13 protein-coding genes are annotated in these 15,053 nt (G+C 68.4%); 5 read left to right on the forward strand and 8 right to left on the reverse strand.

Annotated elements, in window-relative coordinates; all coding sequences use genetic code 11:
* Positions 1-2: 2 nt before the first annotated feature.
* Together AC1RVW_RS01345 and AC1RVW_RS01350 are read left to right on the forward strand one after the other, a co-directional pair.
* A complete protein-coding gene (locus AC1RVW_RS01345; RefSeq protein ID WP_493197586.1) occupies positions 3-1,478 on the forward strand; it encodes a PAS domain S-box protein in 1,476 nt (491 codons plus the stop codon).
* Between the two features lie 106 nt (positions 1,479-1,584).
* Positions 1,585-2,922 (forward strand): methyl-accepting chemotaxis protein, encoded by a 1,338-nt coding sequence (locus AC1RVW_RS01350; protein ID WP_081271005.1) that lies wholly within the window; start codon positions 1,585-1,587, stop codon positions 2,920-2,922.
* Between the two features lie 7 nt (positions 2,923-2,929).
* Here AC1RVW_RS01350 and ggt read toward each other — a convergent pair whose 3' ends face one another.
* Together ggt and AC1RVW_RS01360 are read right to left on the reverse strand one after the other, a co-directional pair.
* Positions 2,930-4,546 carry a gamma-glutamyltransferase gene (ggt, locus tag AC1RVW_RS01355; RefSeq protein ID WP_493197588.1) on the reverse strand — a complete coding sequence of 539 codons (1,617 nt, stop codon included), beginning with the start codon at positions 4,544-4,546 and terminating at the stop codon, positions 2,930-2,932.
* A 17-nt stretch (positions 4,547-4,563) separates the two neighbouring features.
* Complete coding sequence (locus tag AC1RVW_RS01360; protein WP_106937901.1) at positions 4,564-5,550, reverse strand: Bug family tripartite tricarboxylate transporter substrate binding protein; 987 nt, start codon at positions 5,548-5,550, stop codon at positions 4,564-4,566.
* 102 nt (positions 5,551-5,652) lie between these two features.
* Between AC1RVW_RS01360 and AC1RVW_RS01365 the strand changes: the two genes are divergently transcribed.
* From AC1RVW_RS01365 to AC1RVW_RS01375, 3 genes are all read left to right on the forward strand, one after another.
* A complete protein-coding gene (locus AC1RVW_RS01365; RefSeq protein WP_081271002.1) occupies positions 5,653-6,621 on the forward strand; it encodes a LysR family transcriptional regulator in 969 nt (322 codons plus the stop codon).
* Positions 6,622-6,942: 321 nt separating this feature from the next.
* Positions 6,943-8,412 carry an aminotransferase-like domain-containing protein gene (locus AC1RVW_RS01370; RefSeq protein WP_081271001.1) on the forward strand — a complete coding sequence of 490 codons (1,470 nt, stop codon included), beginning with the start codon at positions 6,943-6,945 and terminating at the stop codon, positions 8,410-8,412.
* Positions 8,413-8,475: 63 nt separating this feature from the next.
* Positions 8,476-10,608 carry a putative bifunctional diguanylate cyclase/phosphodiesterase gene (locus AC1RVW_RS01375; RefSeq protein WP_285412559.1) on the forward strand — a complete coding sequence of 711 codons (2,133 nt, stop codon included), beginning with the start codon at positions 8,476-8,478 and terminating at the stop codon, positions 10,606-10,608.
* Between the two features lie 43 nt (positions 10,609-10,651).
* On the opposite strand, the gene AC1RVW_RS01380 is transcribed toward AC1RVW_RS01375, so the two are convergent.
* The 6 genes from AC1RVW_RS01380 to AC1RVW_RS01405 form a co-directional block, all read right to left on the reverse strand.
* Positions 10,652-10,978 carry a hypothetical protein gene (locus AC1RVW_RS01380; RefSeq protein ID WP_081270999.1) on the reverse strand — a complete coding sequence of 109 codons (327 nt, stop codon included), beginning with the start codon at positions 10,976-10,978 and terminating at the stop codon, positions 10,652-10,654.
* 20 nt (positions 10,979-10,998) lie between these two features.
* Positions 10,999-11,718 carry a cupin domain-containing protein gene (locus AC1RVW_RS01385; protein ID WP_493197592.1) on the reverse strand — a complete coding sequence of 240 codons (720 nt, stop codon included), beginning with the start codon at positions 11,716-11,718 and terminating at the stop codon, positions 10,999-11,001.
* A 166-nt stretch (positions 11,719-11,884) separates the two neighbouring features.
* Positions 11,885-12,676 carry an SDR family NAD(P)-dependent oxidoreductase gene (locus AC1RVW_RS01390; RefSeq protein ID WP_493197593.1) on the reverse strand — a complete coding sequence of 264 codons (792 nt, stop codon included), beginning with the start codon at positions 12,674-12,676 and terminating at the stop codon, positions 11,885-11,887.
* Positions 12,673-13,179: a nuclear transport factor 2 family protein gene (locus AC1RVW_RS01395; RefSeq protein WP_285412554.1), complete on the reverse strand. Its 507-nt coding sequence runs from the start codon at positions 13,177-13,179 to the stop codon at positions 12,673-12,675. Before AC1RVW_RS01395 ends, AC1RVW_RS01390 begins: the two co-directional genes overlap by 4 nt.
* 65 nt (positions 13,180-13,244) lie before the next feature.
* A complete protein-coding gene (locus AC1RVW_RS01400; RefSeq protein WP_493197595.1) occupies positions 13,245-14,075 on the reverse strand; it encodes an SDR family NAD(P)-dependent oxidoreductase in 831 nt (276 codons plus the stop codon).
* Positions 14,072-15,046, reverse strand: a complete 975-nt coding sequence (locus tag AC1RVW_RS01405) for a Bug family tripartite tricarboxylate transporter substrate binding protein (RefSeq protein ID WP_081270994.1) — start codon at positions 15,044-15,046, stop codon at positions 14,072-14,074. Before AC1RVW_RS01405 ends, AC1RVW_RS01400 begins: the two co-directional genes overlap by 4 nt.
* Between the last annotated feature and the right edge of the window lie 7 nt (positions 15,047-15,053).

The following is a 15,053-nucleotide window of genomic DNA, read 5'->3' on the forward strand; positions in this document are numbered from 1 at the left end:
CCATGAACGATCGCGTTCTACAGACCCAGACCGACAGGCGCCAGCTCCAGCAGATCATCACCGGGCTCACCGAGGGTGTGATGCTGATCGAGCCCGATCAGCGCATCGTCTGGGCCAACGAGGCGGCCCTGAAGATGCACGGCGTGGACAAGGTGGCCGAACTGGGCGCCGACGTCACGCAGTACCGCGAGCGGTTTCGCCTGCGATATCGCAACAACCATCCGCTGCAGGAAGGCCAGTACCCCATCGAGCGCGTGATCGCCGGCGAATGCTTCAGCGACGTGATCGTGGAGGTGTTTCCGGCGCACGACGACAGCGTCAACTGGGTGCACCGCGTGCGCAGCCTGGTGCTGACCAACAGCGACGGCGAGCCCGACTGCCTGGCGCTGATCCTGCACGACGCCAGCGAGTGGGCCAGTGCCGAGAATCGCTTCGAGAAGACCTTCAATGCCAACCCGGCGCCGGCCGTGATCTGCCGGCTGAGCGACCAGCGCTACATCAAGGTCAACCAGGGCTTCCTGGAGATGACCGGCTACGTGCGCGAGCAGGTCATCGGGCGCTCGGTGTACCAGCTCGATGTTTTCGAGAATGCCGACAGGCGCGACCTGGCAGTGGAGCGGCTCGGTGAAGGCGGCACCATCCCGCAGATGGAGGCCGAGCTTCGGCTGCCCGATGGCGGCCACAAGCCGGTGGTGGTGGCGGGCCAGCCGATCGACATCGGTGAAGAGGCCTGCATGCTCTTCACCTTCATGGACCTGGAACCGCGGCGCAAGGCCGAGAGCACCCTGCGCCAGAGCGAGGAACGGTTCCAGAAGGCGTTTCGCATGCTGCCCGTGCCCAGCGCGGTGCTCAGGGCGGAGGACCTGGTCTTCCTGGACATCAACGAGGCGTTCAGCGCCGCCACAGGCTACGCGAGCGAGGACGTCGTGGGACGGGCCGGCGAGGAGGCCGGGGTCTGGCCGGGCGAAGTCCCATCGAAGATCGCGCAGCGGCTCGCTCCGGGCGGCAGCGTGAGGAACGCCGATTTCAGGATCGGCCGCAAGGAGGGCGATGCGATCGACGCGCTGGTGTCGGCCGAGACGGTCACCATCAACGGCCAGGATTGCGTGCTTCTCGCGTGGCTGGACATCACCGATCGCAAGCGCTCCGAACTCGAACTGGTCAGCGCCATCGAGACGGTGATGCAGGACGCCTCCTGGTTCAGCCGATCGCTCATCGAGAAGCTGGCGAATGTGAAGCGCGCCGGCAACGCCGCAGAACTCGGGGATTTGACGAAGCGTGAACGCGACGTCTTCGATTCGCTGTGCCGGGGGCATTCGGACAAGGAGATCGCGAAGGAACTCGGCGTGGCGCTGAGCACCGTGCGCAATCACGTCGCGACCATCTACGCCAAGCTGGATGTCCACAGCCGGGGCGAAGCGCTGCTCTGGGCGCGCGACCATGGATGCTTCGTGGCGTCGAAGCAGGCGCAGAGCTAGGCCCGAGGAGCGCCCGCCGTGGGGGCGGCGCGAGCCTTTGCGCTCGTTTCCTACACCCAGGCCAACCGTCGATGAGTAGATTAATCAAATCGTACTCAGATCGACCATGACCTCCTTCCGCTCCCTGGTTTCGTTCCTTTCGGGCCGGCGTGTTTCCGCACGGCGCCAACTCCAGTCGCTCTATCGCAACCAGGCCGTGATCGAGTTCACGCCGCAGGGTGACGTGGTGTTCGCCAATGAGCCCTTCCTGGCGCTGATGGGCTATTCGCTCGATGCAATCAAGGGCCGGCACCACAGCATGTTCGTCGACCCGGCCGAGCGGCATTCCGGCGACTACGCACAGTTCTGGAACCGGCTGCAACGCGGCGAGCCCTTCGTCGGGCGCTGCAGGCGCATCGCCGGCAACGGCGGCGAGGTCTGGTTGCAGGCCAACTACAGCCCCGTGCTCGATGGCGCAGGCAAGGTGGTGCGGGTCGTCAAGTACGCCATGGACATCTCCGGGCAGGTGCTGCGCGACGCGGAATCGCAAAGCCAGCTGGCCGCGGTCGGGCGCGCGCAGGCCGTGATCGAGTTCGACCTCCAGGGCCGCATCCTGCGTGCCAACCGCAACTTCCTGGATGCGATGGGCTACCGCCACGAAAGCGATGTCGTCGGCCGGCACCACAGCATGTTCGTGCGCCCCGAAGAACGCCAGGGCGCCGCGTACAAGGCCTTCTGGCAGCACCTGGCGCGCGGGCAGTTCCACCAGGGGCAGTTCGAGCGTGTCGGCCGCGAGGGCAACACGGTGTGGATCGAGGCCAACTACAACCCGGTGCTCGACCAGGCCGGCCAGCCGTTCAAGGTGGTCAAGTACGCCACCGACATCACCGCCCGCTTCGAAGCGACGCGCATGGTGCAAGGCGCGTTCGAGGAACTGAAGCAGCTGGTCAGGCACAGCGCCAGCCAGGCGGGCGACGCCCATTCGCACACCCGCCAGGTGGCCAGCGTCGCGCTCGATGGCGCGGATGCCTCGGCGGACGCCATGGCGGCCATGCAGCAGATCCAGGCCGACTCCAAGCGCATCGCCGACATCGTGGGCCTGATCGACGGCATCGCCTTCCAGACCAACATGCTCGCGCTCAACGCGGCGGTGGAGGCCGCGCGCGCGGGCGAACAGGGCCGCGGGTTTGCCGTGGTCGCGGGCGAGGTGCGCAGCCTCGCGCACCGCAGCGCCGCCGCCGCGCGAGAGATCGGCGGGCTGGTCTCCGCCTCGACGGCCCGCGTGCAGGCCGGCAACGAGAAGGTGCAGGCGTCGGGCCGCGTGATACGGGAGATCCAGCAATCGGCTCAGCAGGCTTCCCGGATCATGGAGGCGATCGTCGACGCCTCGCGCAGCCAGGATGTGCGCCTGGGCGCCGTTCACGAGGCGATGGCGCGGCTGGAGGCCGCGGACAGCCGGGCCTGAACGGGCGTCAGCGCAGCCGGTACGCCACGCCGTCGCGGCCGGGGTCCGCGCCGCCATGCAGGCCGTCGGCCTGCACCTGCACGCCGTGCACCCAGCCGATCGTGTAGTTGTACGGGTTGCGGCCGATGGCGTAGCCCTGTGCTTCGAGCGCGCGCGTGGTGGAACGCGGAATGCGGTTGCACACGTCGATGGCATTGCTGGTGGACGAGAAGCGCGGCGCCGACACGGCGGCCTGCATCTCCATCCCGTGGTCGATCACGTTGAGCAGCACCTGCAGCACGCCCATGGCGATCTGCGTGCCGCCGGGGGCGCCGAGCACCACGTCGAGCGCGCCGTCCTTGAAGGTCATGGTGGGGCACGACGATGTGAAGCGGCTCTTGCCCGGCCGGATGCTGCCGGCGCGGCCCGGGCGCGGGTCGAACACGCCCATGCAGCCGTTGTACAGGAAGCCCATGCCCGGGGTGATGATGCCCGAGGGCATGGCCAGCGAGTGGGTCAGCGAGACCGCATTGCCGTCGGCGTCCACCACGCTCAGGTGAGTGGTGTCGCGGGGCACGGGCGCGCCGGGGTTCACGCGCTCCACGTTGAAGCGGTGGCCCGTGCGGATCTGCTCGGCCGCTTCGCGCGCCATGTCCTTGGACAGCAGCTGTTCCAGCGGCACGTCGAAGAACTTCGGATCCCCGATGCAGCGGTCCTTGTCGGTGGTCGCCTTCTTCATGGCCTCGCACACCCGCTGCAGGTAGCCGGGGCTGTTGTGCTCCATGCCCGCCAGGTCGAAGTGCTCGAGGATGTTGAGCATCTCCAGCAGCATGGCGCCGCCGCCCGGCGGCTGGTTGGTGGTGACGGTGCGGTCGCGGTAGCGGCCCACCAGCGGCGGGTTGCGCTGCACTTGGTACCGGGCCAGGTCGTCGAGCGTGAGCAGCGCGCCCAGCGACTGCAGGTGCGCCACCATCCGCTGCGCCAGGTCGCCTTCGTAGAACGGCCGCGCGCCTTCTTCGGCAATCTGGCGCAGCACGGCGGCCATGCCGTCGTTGCGCAGCGGCGCGCCGATGGGCTTGGGGCGCCCGTCGGGGCGGCAGTAGAGCTGGCGGCCCTCGTCGCTGTATTGCAGGCGTTCGAGGTTGCCGACGCGGCCCATGGCCGGCTCGTCGATCCAGAAGGCGTGCATGCCGGGGCGCACGAAGTAGCCGTCCGCCGCCCAGCGGATCGCCGGCTCCACCACCTGGCGCCACGGCAGGCGGCCGTGCGCCTGGTGCATCGCCTCCAGGCCCTTGAGCGTGGCCGGCGTGCCGATGGACTGGGGGCCGATGTCGTTGACACGGCCCTGGAGGATGAAGCCGAAGCCGTCCCGCGTCTCGCCCTCCAGCAGGTGCTCCCACATGTCCTCCCTGGCGGCCAGCGGCGCGGGCGAGTGGAAGTCGAAATATTCATGCACCTGGGCGCCGGGCAGGTAGACGGCGGCGGTACCGAAACCCGCGATGCCGCACATCAGCGGATCGACCACCGTCTGGGCCAGCGCGGTGGCCACGGCGGCATCGACCGCGTTTCCGCCCGCGCGCAGGATGTCGATGCCCGATTCGGCGGCCTCCGGCTGCGGGCAGACCACCATGGCTTCTTTTTTCATGGGCGTTGCTTGCCGGGTCATTTGGCGCTGAGGTTCAGCGCTTCGAGCGTGGGGCCCCATGCCTTGGCGTCACGCACCGTCGTCTCCATCACCAGCGCCGAAGGGCCCGACAGGGGGATCACGCCCATGCTCTTGAGCTTGGCCTGCACGTCGGGGCTCTTGTGGAAGGCTTGCGTGGCCTTGTTGAGCTTTTCCACGATGTCGGCCGGCGTGCCGGCGCGCGCCACCACGGCGCTCCAGCCCATGTTGTCGAAACCCTTCACGCCCAGTTCGCCCAGCGTGGGCACATCGGGCAGCTCAGGGGTGCGCTGCGGTGCCAGCACGGCCAGCGGATTGAGCTTGTGGTTCTTGATGTGGGGCAAGGCCGTGCCATACACCGGCGCCATCACCTCCGTCTGCCCGCCGATGGTGGCCAGCACGCCGTCGGCCTCGCCCTTGTAGGGGATGTGGGTCATCGAAATGCCCAGGGCGTTGTCCACCAGTTCGACGGCCAGGTGCGTGGAGTTGCCCAGGCCGGCGGAGGCGAAGTTCAGCTTGCCGGGCGCCGCCTTGGCTTTTTCCGTCAGATCCTTGAGCGTCTTGATGCCCGTGGCCGGGTTGGCCGACAGCACGAAGGGCACGGTGGTCAGCATGGACACGCCCACGAAGTCCTTCTCGGGGTTGTAGGGCAGCGGCTTGTAGGTGAACTGGTTGAGCACCATCAGCGAGACGCTGCCCAGCAGCAGGGTGTAGCCGTCGGCGGGCGCATTCAGCGCGTTCTGCGCGGCGATGAGGCCGCCCGCACCGGGCTTGTTCTCCACCACGATGGTGGCGCCGATGGCCTTGCCGGCGTGTTCGGCCCACAAGCGCGCGATGGTGTCGCTGCTGCCGCCCGGGGCTTGCGATACGACCAGGCGCACCGGACGGCTGGGGTAGCTCGCCTGCGCGTACGCGGTGGCGGCCGCGACGGCCGCGAGCGCGGCACCGATCAGGATCCTGGAGATGTGCGTGATGGGTTGGGGCACGGGGGCTTCCTCAGAGGGCTGTCATGAAAGATGAAGGTATTTTCATGACGACCCTGTCGCTCTCCTAGTGAAAATGCAGAATGGGTGCATGAAGGTTTACTCATGATTGATCGATCGGAGGGCGCGTCCTGGGCGCGAAGCATCAAGGTGCGGCACCTGGAGTCGTTCCTGGTGCTGGACGAAGCGGGCACGCTGACCGAGGCGGCGGCGCGGCTGCACATGACTCAGTCGGCCATGTCGCACTGGCTGGCCGAGCTGGAACGCGTGGCGGGCACGCCGCTGGTGGTGCGCGGGCGCAAGGTGCAGCTCACGCCGGCCGGGCACCTGCTCAGGCGGCTGGCGCTCACGGTGCTGGGCGACGTCGCCCGCACGGGCCGCGAGATGCATGCGGTGGCGGCGGGGCGCGTGCCGCGCCTGAACGTGGGCAGCGTCTGGGCGGGCATCGCCGGCGGCCTGCCCGAGGCGGTGGCCGCTTTCCAGCAGCGGCACGCCGACGTGGCCGTGTCCATCCATGACGGGCCGTTCGACAACCTGCTCAAGGGCCTGGAGACGCGTGCCATGGATGCCGTCATCGGTGTCCTGGATGCGCGGGCGCACCAGCCGCAGCTGGCACACCAGGTGCTGTTCGACGACCGGGTGAGCATCGTCATCGGGCAGGGCAGCAGGCACTGGGGCAGCAACCGGGTGCTGGACTTCGCCGACGTGCTGCGCGAGAAGTGGGTGATGCCGCCCGTCGGCACCCTCACGCGCATCCAGATGGATGCCTACCTCATCGAGCAACAGGCATCGTGGCTGGTGCCCAAGGCGGAAACCGCCTCGCTGGCCATGATGCAGGCGCTGCTGCAAAAGGGCGACTACGTGGGCGCGTGTTCGGAATCCATGGCGGACTACATGGCCTCGCTGGGGCTGTTCAAGAAAGTCGCGGTCGATTCGAACATCCGGTTCGGCCCCATCACCGTGGTCTGGAACCGCGAGCACGCCTCGGCGACCCTGATGGACTTCGTCGCCTGCCTGAAGGCGCATGCGCGGGGCGTGCCTGGTGTGCCGGTGCAGGCGCCGCCTGGCGCTTAGCGCCCACGCCACTCTCCTCGAGCGCGCGGCTTGCGGTGCGTCACGGCCCGGTACGTTCGAACGCAGGCGCGATCCGGTCGGCCTATGTGCGTCGGCCGGGTCCGGCGCTCAACGGCACGGACATGGCGGAGCTGGGCCGGCTGATTCAGCGGCTTGAGTACGGGCTGGCTGCCGGGCGTCGATCGCGGCAGACGCGAGCTTGCCACCGCGCCGTTGGATGCCTGGCATCGTGAACGCTGCTTGCATCGCAGGGCGCAATCGATAGACTGCCAGAAACCCACCCACCCAGCCGGCAGTCGACCGAGGCGCGGTGCCCACACCATGCCCCATCGTCCGGACGCTGCTTCGACGCGGTACGAACTTCTGGCTCTGGAGCTCGAGCAGCAGATTGCCGGTGGCGTGCTGCGCCCTGGCGACCGCCTGCCTTCCGTGCGCCAGGCCTGTTCCAGCCGGGGCTTGAGCGCGAGCACGGTGTTCCAGGCCTACTATCTGCTCGAATCGCGCGGCTTGGTGCGTGCGGTGCCACGGTCGGGCTACTTCGTCACGGCTCGCGCCGACGGCACGTCGCTGCGGGAACCGGAAATCTCGCAACCGCGATCCGGATCGCAGCCTGTCGAGATCAACGACCTGATCTACGCGTGCCTCGGCTCCGCGCGTGCGCGCAACATCGTGCCTCTGGGTTCTGCGTTCCTCAGCCCGACGCTGTTTCCGCTGGACAGGTTGCGGCGCGCCCTGGTCTCCAGCATGCGGCGGCTCGACCCCTGGCGCATGGTCGAAGACCTGCCGCCCGGCAATCAGCAGCTCAAACGCGAGATCGCGAAACGCTATCTGCGCCAAGGCTTTGCCGTGGCCACCGATGAGATCGTGCTCACACACGGAGCGATGGACGCATTGAACCTGTGCCTCAATGCGGTGGCGCGGCCTGGCGACGCTGTGGTGGTGGAGTCCCCCACCTTCTACGTGGCCTTGCAGGCGCTGCAGCGGCTGGGCCTGCGCGCCATCGAAGTGCCGACCCATGTGCGCGAGGGCATCGATCTCGGTCGTCTGGCGCAGGTGATGGCGCTCCACAGTCCGAAGGCCTGCTGGCTGATGACGACCTTTCAGAATCCCCTGGGCAGCCTGATGCCCGAAGCGAAGAAGCGCGACCTCGTCGCGCTGCTCGCCCGGCACGATGTGCCGTTGATCGAAGACGACGTCTATGCCGAGCTCTACGAAGGCAAGGTCGCCCCGCTGCCGGCCAAGGCCTTCGACCGGCGCGGCCTGGTGCTGCACTGCTCGTCGTTTTCCAAGTGCCTGGCTCCAGGCTACCGAGTGGGCTGGGCCGCGCCCGGCCGTTTCACACGCGAGATCGAGCGGCTGAAGTTGTCGACGAGCCTGTCGGGTTCGATTCCGGTGCAGGCGGCGCTGGCAGCGTACCTCCAGGAAGGTGGTTACGACCGGCATTTGCGAGGCCTGCGAATGTCCTTGCAGGCGCAGCGCAACAGCCTGTTCGACGCGGTGAACCGGCTTTTTCCGGACGGAACGCGGGTCGTGCGGCCGGCGGGCGGCTATTTCGTGTGGGTCGAGCTGCCCAGCGGCGTCGACGCGATCGCCTTGCACGGCGCCGCGCTGGCGCAGCACATCAGCCTGGCCCCGGGGCCGATGTTCTCTGCGCGGGCGGAGTTCCGGCACCACATCCGGTTGACCTGCGGCCAGCCCTGGAATGAAACGCTGGAACGCGCCATGCGCACGCTGGCAAGGCTGGTCGACGACGCACCGCGCGACGCGACGGCTTCTCGACCGTCGATCTGATCCGGTCGTTCGGGCCCGCAGCTGCACACGCCGCCAGCAGTGGCTGCGGGACAAACTGGTGCCATGCCCAAGAAACACGCCCTGCGGGGTGATCCGCGCCGCGGTGCAGCGCTCACGCGCATGGCGGCCAGTCCCACATCGGCGGGCCCGCAGATGACCCTGCAGGAGGTGCTGGACCGTCTGGGCCCCTCCATCTTCGCCGGGCTGCTCGACCCCGACGGCGTGCTGCGCTATGCCAACCAGGCGGCATTGCAGGCCATCGGCAGCGCGCCGGAGCAGGTGCTCGGCCAGCGTTTCGACGCCACCCCCTGGTGGCAAGCCTGCGAGGTCTCGCGACAGCGGCTCCAGCAAGCGCTGGCCGGCGCGGTGCGCGGCGAGGCCTCGCGCTTCGACGTGCGAGTGGCCACGAGCGGCGGCGCCACCTTGTCGATGGACTTCTCGCTGCTGCCGCTTTACGACCAGGCTGGCCGCGTGGTGTGGTTGATCCCGTCTGCGCGCGACGTGAGCGAACGTGAGCAGGCGCAGCACCAGTTGCAGCTCACGCGACAAGCCGTCGAACAGGCCAACGACGCGCTGTTGCAGGTCGGGCCCGATGGTGCCTATCGCGATGCCAACGCAGCGGCCTGCCGGCTGCTGGGCCTGGACCGCGAGCAACTGCTGCGGCTGCGTGTGCCCGACATCGAAACCCAGATCGATGTGGCGCAGTGGCCGCGGCGCTGGCGCGACTTGTGCGACCGGGGTTCGCTGCGTTTCGAGACCACCGTGCGCCACCAGGCGGGGCATGAGATTCCGGTCGACGTCTCCGTCAGCCTGGTGACCAGCGGCCAGGCGTCCTTCGCCCATGTCTGCATCGACGACCTGCGCGAACGCCGTGCCACCGAGCGGCGCATCCTGCAACTGCTGCAGTTCGACGAACTGACCGGGCTGCCGAATCGCCAGCTGCTCCTGGAGCGCTTGAACGCGACGGTGCAGACCAGCCTCCAGACCGTGGTGCTGGTGCTGGAGCTCGACCGTTTCAAGCGTATCAACGACGGTCTCGGCGCAGACATCGGCGACGCTGTGCTGCGCGAAGTGGCGCAGCGCCTCAGCGCCACCGTGCGCAGCGGCGATCTGGTGGCGCGCCGCGGCGGGGACGAGTTCGTGATCGTGATGCCGGCGCCATCCGTGCCGGTGCTGCACACGGCGCAGGCGCTGCTCGACAGCATTGCCCGTCCGATGCCGATCGCGGGGCAGGAAGTTCATATGACCTGCAGCATCGGCATCGCCACGGCACCTGCCGACAGTGACCACGCGGACACCTTGTTGCGCCGCGCCAGCGCCGCACTGCACCAGGCCAAGATGCTGGGACGCAACCAGGCCAGCATCTACGCCGGTGCACCGCACGACGACGACCCCGACCGGCTGGCGCTGGAGACAGCGCTGCGCAAGGCGCTGCGCGACGAGCAGCTCGATCTGCACTACCAGCCGCAAGTCGACCTTGCGCATGGCGGCATCGTGGGCGTGGAGGCATTGCTGCGCTGGCAGCACCCGACGCTGGGCCGCGTCGCGCCGGATCGCTTCATCCCCATCGCCGAGGAGACCGGCCTGATCGTCGCCATCGGCGACTGGGTGCTGCGCCGCGCCATCGAGCAGGCCGCGGCCTGGCAGGAGGCCGGGCTGCCGCCGCTGCGCATGGCCGTCAACCTGTCGGCGCGCCAGTTGCTGCATCCGGACCTGGCACGCCGCATCGAAGGCCTGCTCGCCTCGGCAGGCCTCGATCCCCGGCTGTTCGGCGTCGAGGTCACCGAGAGCATGCTGATCGGCAACTTCGACCAGGCGGTGCAGCACCTGCAAGCGCTGCGCGCGCTGGGCGTCGAAGTCTCGCTCGACGACTTCGGCACCGGCTACTCGAGCCTGAGCTACCTGCGCCGGCTGCCGGTGGACGTCGTCAAGATCGACCGTTCGCTGGTACCCGACGTCACCGCGCTGGCAGAAGATGCGTCGATCACCCGCGCCATCATCACGATGGCACACCAGCTGCAGATGAAGGTGCTTGCCGAGGGCGTCGAAAGCGAAGGCCAGGCGGCCCTGCTGGCGGCGCATCAGTGCGATCAGATGCAGGGTTACTGGTTCAGCGCGGCGCTTCCTGCAGCGGCAATCGAAACGATGCTTCGCGAAGATCGCAAGATCGATCCAGCGCTTCTCTTGTGGCGCTAGTTGGCGACACGCACGCCTCCTGCGGCCGATCGGCCGTTCTGCACTATGCCGCTCGGTCTTGCGCCTCGCCCTGCACCAGTGCTTGCGTGGGCTTCAGTTCGGTCGGGCTCAGGCGGAACTGCACGGCAACCTGCGCCAGCCGTCGCCCGGGCGACGGGGCCGCGGGCTCGTCGATCATGGGCAGAGCAACCGCGTCGGGCCATTTCAGGCGCGTGGCATTGCGCTGCTCCAGCGGCACCATCCGCGCCGTGGCTCGAGCACCGGCGGGCCCGGGCTTCCAAAGCGCATGCGTCTGCAACTGGCCCTGCGCGACCAGGCGCAGCGAGGCACCGATCGCGTCCGCGCCGATGCGGTCCGGCGGAAGCAGCATGACGCAGCGCGCGCGGCGCCTCAGCCCTGGACGCTCTGGACCACGTAGAACTTCGCCACGCGGTCGCTGCTTTCCCATCCGATGGGTGCACCCTGGGGCACGAACAGCGCATCGCCCGTGTCCACCGACAGCACGCTGCCGTCAGGGGCGGCGAAGCGCACGCTGCCTGCCAGGACATGCATGAACTCGTTCACGCGGTGCGGGCGAACGATCCGGTGGTAGGGCGTCGAGTCCCACGTGCCGGCGCTGTATTGCGCACCGTCGTCGATGAAGACGTTGTCGCTGCGGCACGCCGGCGAAGGGCCCAGCAGCACGTCCGCGGGCAGCGTGGCGGAGGGCTTGAAGTCGGCGTCGGCGCTCAGGGGAAAAAGGCCGCGCCGGGTCGGCTTCTCGCAAGCGGCGGCGCAGAACACGAATCGCACGCGGGACCCGGCCTGCACGCGCAGCGAGGTACCGCATCCGATGACGGCGCCCGCCTGGGGGCCGACCACCACCGGGGCCGCGCCGTCCGCTGTCAGCGTCAGCTCCCCCTCGACCACGACGATGGTTTCGATGTGGGGATAGCTTGGGATGTCGAGCTCGCCGATGAAGCTGGTGCGGCCCGCGCTCATCGCGCCCGGGCCTTCCCACGCGATCTCGCGATGCCGTGCAAAAGGATCGTCCTTGCCGAAGGCGGCCCTGCGGAAGGCGGTTGAAACGGGCGCGCCGTCGGCGCGATGCAGTACCAGGGCCTGGGTCATTGATTGTTCCTGCGCGATGTCGTCATTGAAAGCCGTGAGCCCAGAGCTTAGGCTGCGAGCCGCTGGTGCCGGTGCTTCAATGAGGGCCCTGCGCAGGGGAGGCTGCCGTTGTGCGGGCCGCGACGGCAGATCCTGCCGTCGGCCGGACGGTCGGGCCTGCGTGACCTCAGCGGGCGGAAGCACCGCCGTCGATGGGAATGACCGCACCCGTGATGTAGCTCGAAGCGGGCGATGCAAGGAGCAGCGCCAGGCCCTGGATTTCGTGCGGTTGCGCGACGCGCCCGAGCGGAATGTAGGTTCGCATGCGTTCGGCGGACTCGGGCAGCTTCAGGCGTCCGCCGTTGATCTCGGTTGCGAACGGGCCCGGCGCGATCGCGTTGACCAGCACGTTGTAGGGCGCCAGCTCGACCGCGGCCTGGCGAACCAGGTTGTTCACCGCCGCTTTGGATGCGACGTAGGCGTAGCCCGAAAGCGGCTCCGCGCGGATGCCGGCAATGGATGAGGTGACGATGATTCGCCCCTGGCGCCGCGGCTTCATGTGCCGTACCGAGGCGCGAAGCGTTGCCAGGACACCGTCCAGGTTGATGCGCATGACGCGGTCCCAGGCAGGGCGCTCGACGTGTTCGAGCTGGCCCGCCTCCACCGCGAAGCCGCGGCCCGCGCTGATGCCGGCATTGGCGAAGACGCAATCGAGCTGGCCGTAGCGGCGCACCGCGTCATCCACCACCGCATCCACCGCATCGGGGTCGGCGACATCCAGCACCGCCCCTTCGGCCAGGGGATGCTGCTTGCGCAGCAGCGCGACGCGCGCGTTCAGCGCGTCTTCGTCCACGTCGGTCATCAACGTGCGCGCGCCCGCAGCGAGAAGGGCCTCGGCAATCGCCGAGCCAAGCCCGCTGGCGGCGCCCGTGACCAGGGCGGTCTGTCCGCCGAGATCGAAAAGTTGGTGAACGCTCATGCGGGCTGCCTCGTCTTCTTCATGGGCAGGCTCGACTCCCAGTGCTCGGCCGCTTCCACCATGTAGTGGACGGTGAGCACGACCTTCTTGAACATCCACCGGCCATCGACGCGAACGTACTCGTCATCGAAACGACCGACCACGTACATGCTGCGGTCCCCGTGCACGGGGCGTCCGTCCAGGTAGCAGTGGCCGATCGCGGTGTCTCCACGCACCTCGACCTCGTGCTGGTGGATGAACTGCCGCGCGTACTGCACCGGGAAGTTCGCAAAGAAGGCGCGGATCGCCTCGCGCCCGAACACCTCCGGGCGACCGTTGTAGATCACGCTTGCGTCCTCCGAAAACAGCTCGTGGAGACGCTGGCCCTCGTCTTCGTTGACAAAGACGTGATAGCGGGCGCGCAGCGTGCGTATCGCGTCGCGGCTTTCCATTTCGTCGACCCGCGCTTGCAGTCTCGCCAGCCGGTCCTCGAGTTGCGCGAAAAGTTGGATCTCAGGATTCATTCAAGTTGCTCCGGGAAAGGTGCCGGCAGGGAAGGCGGCGTGTGGACGGGCAGAGCGCGCGCGCGTCATGGAACACCGGTGTGTTGCGCATCGAAGTCACCGAGCATCGCGTCCATGCGCCGGCGGATCGAGCCGCCGGTTTGAACGTGCGGGATCACATAGAAGCGTCCCGCGTGAACCGCCGCAAGCGTGGCCGCGGCAACGTCGGCCGCGTCGATGGGCGAAGCGGCCATTCCGAGGCGCACCCGGTCGCTGTATGCAGCGGCGGGTTCGACGGTGTCTGAAAGATGAGCCGGCCGGCTGCGCTGCGCCTGATGAATCTGCGTGGGTACCAGCGAAGGACACAGCACGGAAACGCCGATCGGATCGCCCGCCTGCTCGAGGTCGCGCGCCAGGCATTCGGAAAAGGCGACGACAGCGTGCTTGCTGGCGCAATACACGGCGGAGCCCGCGAGCGTGGCCAGGCCGGCGGCCGATGCGGTGTTGATCACATGGGCCGCAACACCGCGGGCCCGCATGCGAGGAACGAAGCTGCGCACGCCGTTGGCGACGCCGCGCAGGTTCACGCCCAGCACCCACTCCCAGTCGGCGTCGGTGGCCGTCCAGGCGGGCCCGAGCACCGCGACCCCCGCGTTGTTGAACAGCCAGTCGACCCCACCAAAGACCTTCTCGCAGGAAGCGGCGAAAGCCTCGACGTCGCCGGCGCGCGCGACGTCGCACTTCTGCGCGAGCGTCGGCACGCCCAGCGTGCGCGCGAGCGCTTCGGTGGCCGCGAGGCCCTCGATATCGATGTCGGCCAGCGCGAGGGCCATGCCTTCGCGCGCACAGGCCAGCGCCAGTTCCCGTCCGATGCCACTGCCCGCGCCCGTGATCGCGGCAACGCGATGGCCGGTCATTCGAGCGACACCCCGGCGGTGCGCAGCACTTCGGTCCACTTGGCGGCCTCGCGTGCCACGTACGCCTGGAACTCCGGGTGGGGCATGTCGATGATGAAGCTGCCCACCGCATCCAGCGAGCTCTTGATTTCGGGCGACCGGAGCGTCTCGGTCACCTCGGCGGACAGGCGCTTGACGATGGCCTCCGGCGTCTTCGCCGGCGCGAAGAGACCGCCCCAGCTGAGGGCTTCGATGCCGGGGTAGCCCGCTTCGGCCATGGTCGGGACGTCAGGCAGCATCGGCATGCGCTGGCCGCGCGTCACGGCCAGCGCCCGGATCTTGCCGTTGCGGATATGGGGCGCGGAGGTCTGGACGAAGTCGAACATCGCGTCGACGTTGCCCGAGATCAGATCCACCAGCGCGGCCGAACTCGCCTTGTACGGAACGTGGGTGAACCGCGTGCCGGTGCGGTTCTGCAGGAGTTCGAGACACAGGTGCCCGGACGTGCCGTTGCCGCCGGATCCGAAGTTGAGCTTGCCCGGGTTCTTCCTGGCGTACGCCACCAGTTCGGCCACCGTGCCGATGCCCAGATGCGGGCTCACCACCAGCACGTTGGCATTGCCGGACAGGCCATGAATGGCCACGAAGTCCTTCACGGGGTCGTAGCGGATGGTCTTGTAGAGCGCGCTGTTGGTGCCCTGGGTGCCCTGCGTACCCACCAGCAGCGTGTAGCCATCGGGCGCGGCGCGGGACACGAACTCGGCACCGATCGAGCCGCTCACGCCGACCTTGTTGTCGATCACGAAAGGCTGGCCGAGCCGGGTGCTCAACACGCGCGCGATCACCCGTGTCTGCTGGTCGACGACGCTGCCCGCCGAGAAGGGCACCACAAGGGTGATGGGCCTGGCCGGATAGGCCTCCTGCGCGCGCAGCATCGGCGACAGGGAAAGCAGGCCGGCGGCGGCGGAAAATTGGCGGCGATTGATGGTCATCCGTGTG

Source organism: Variovorax sp. MPBD4-3 (assembly GCF_058809745.1).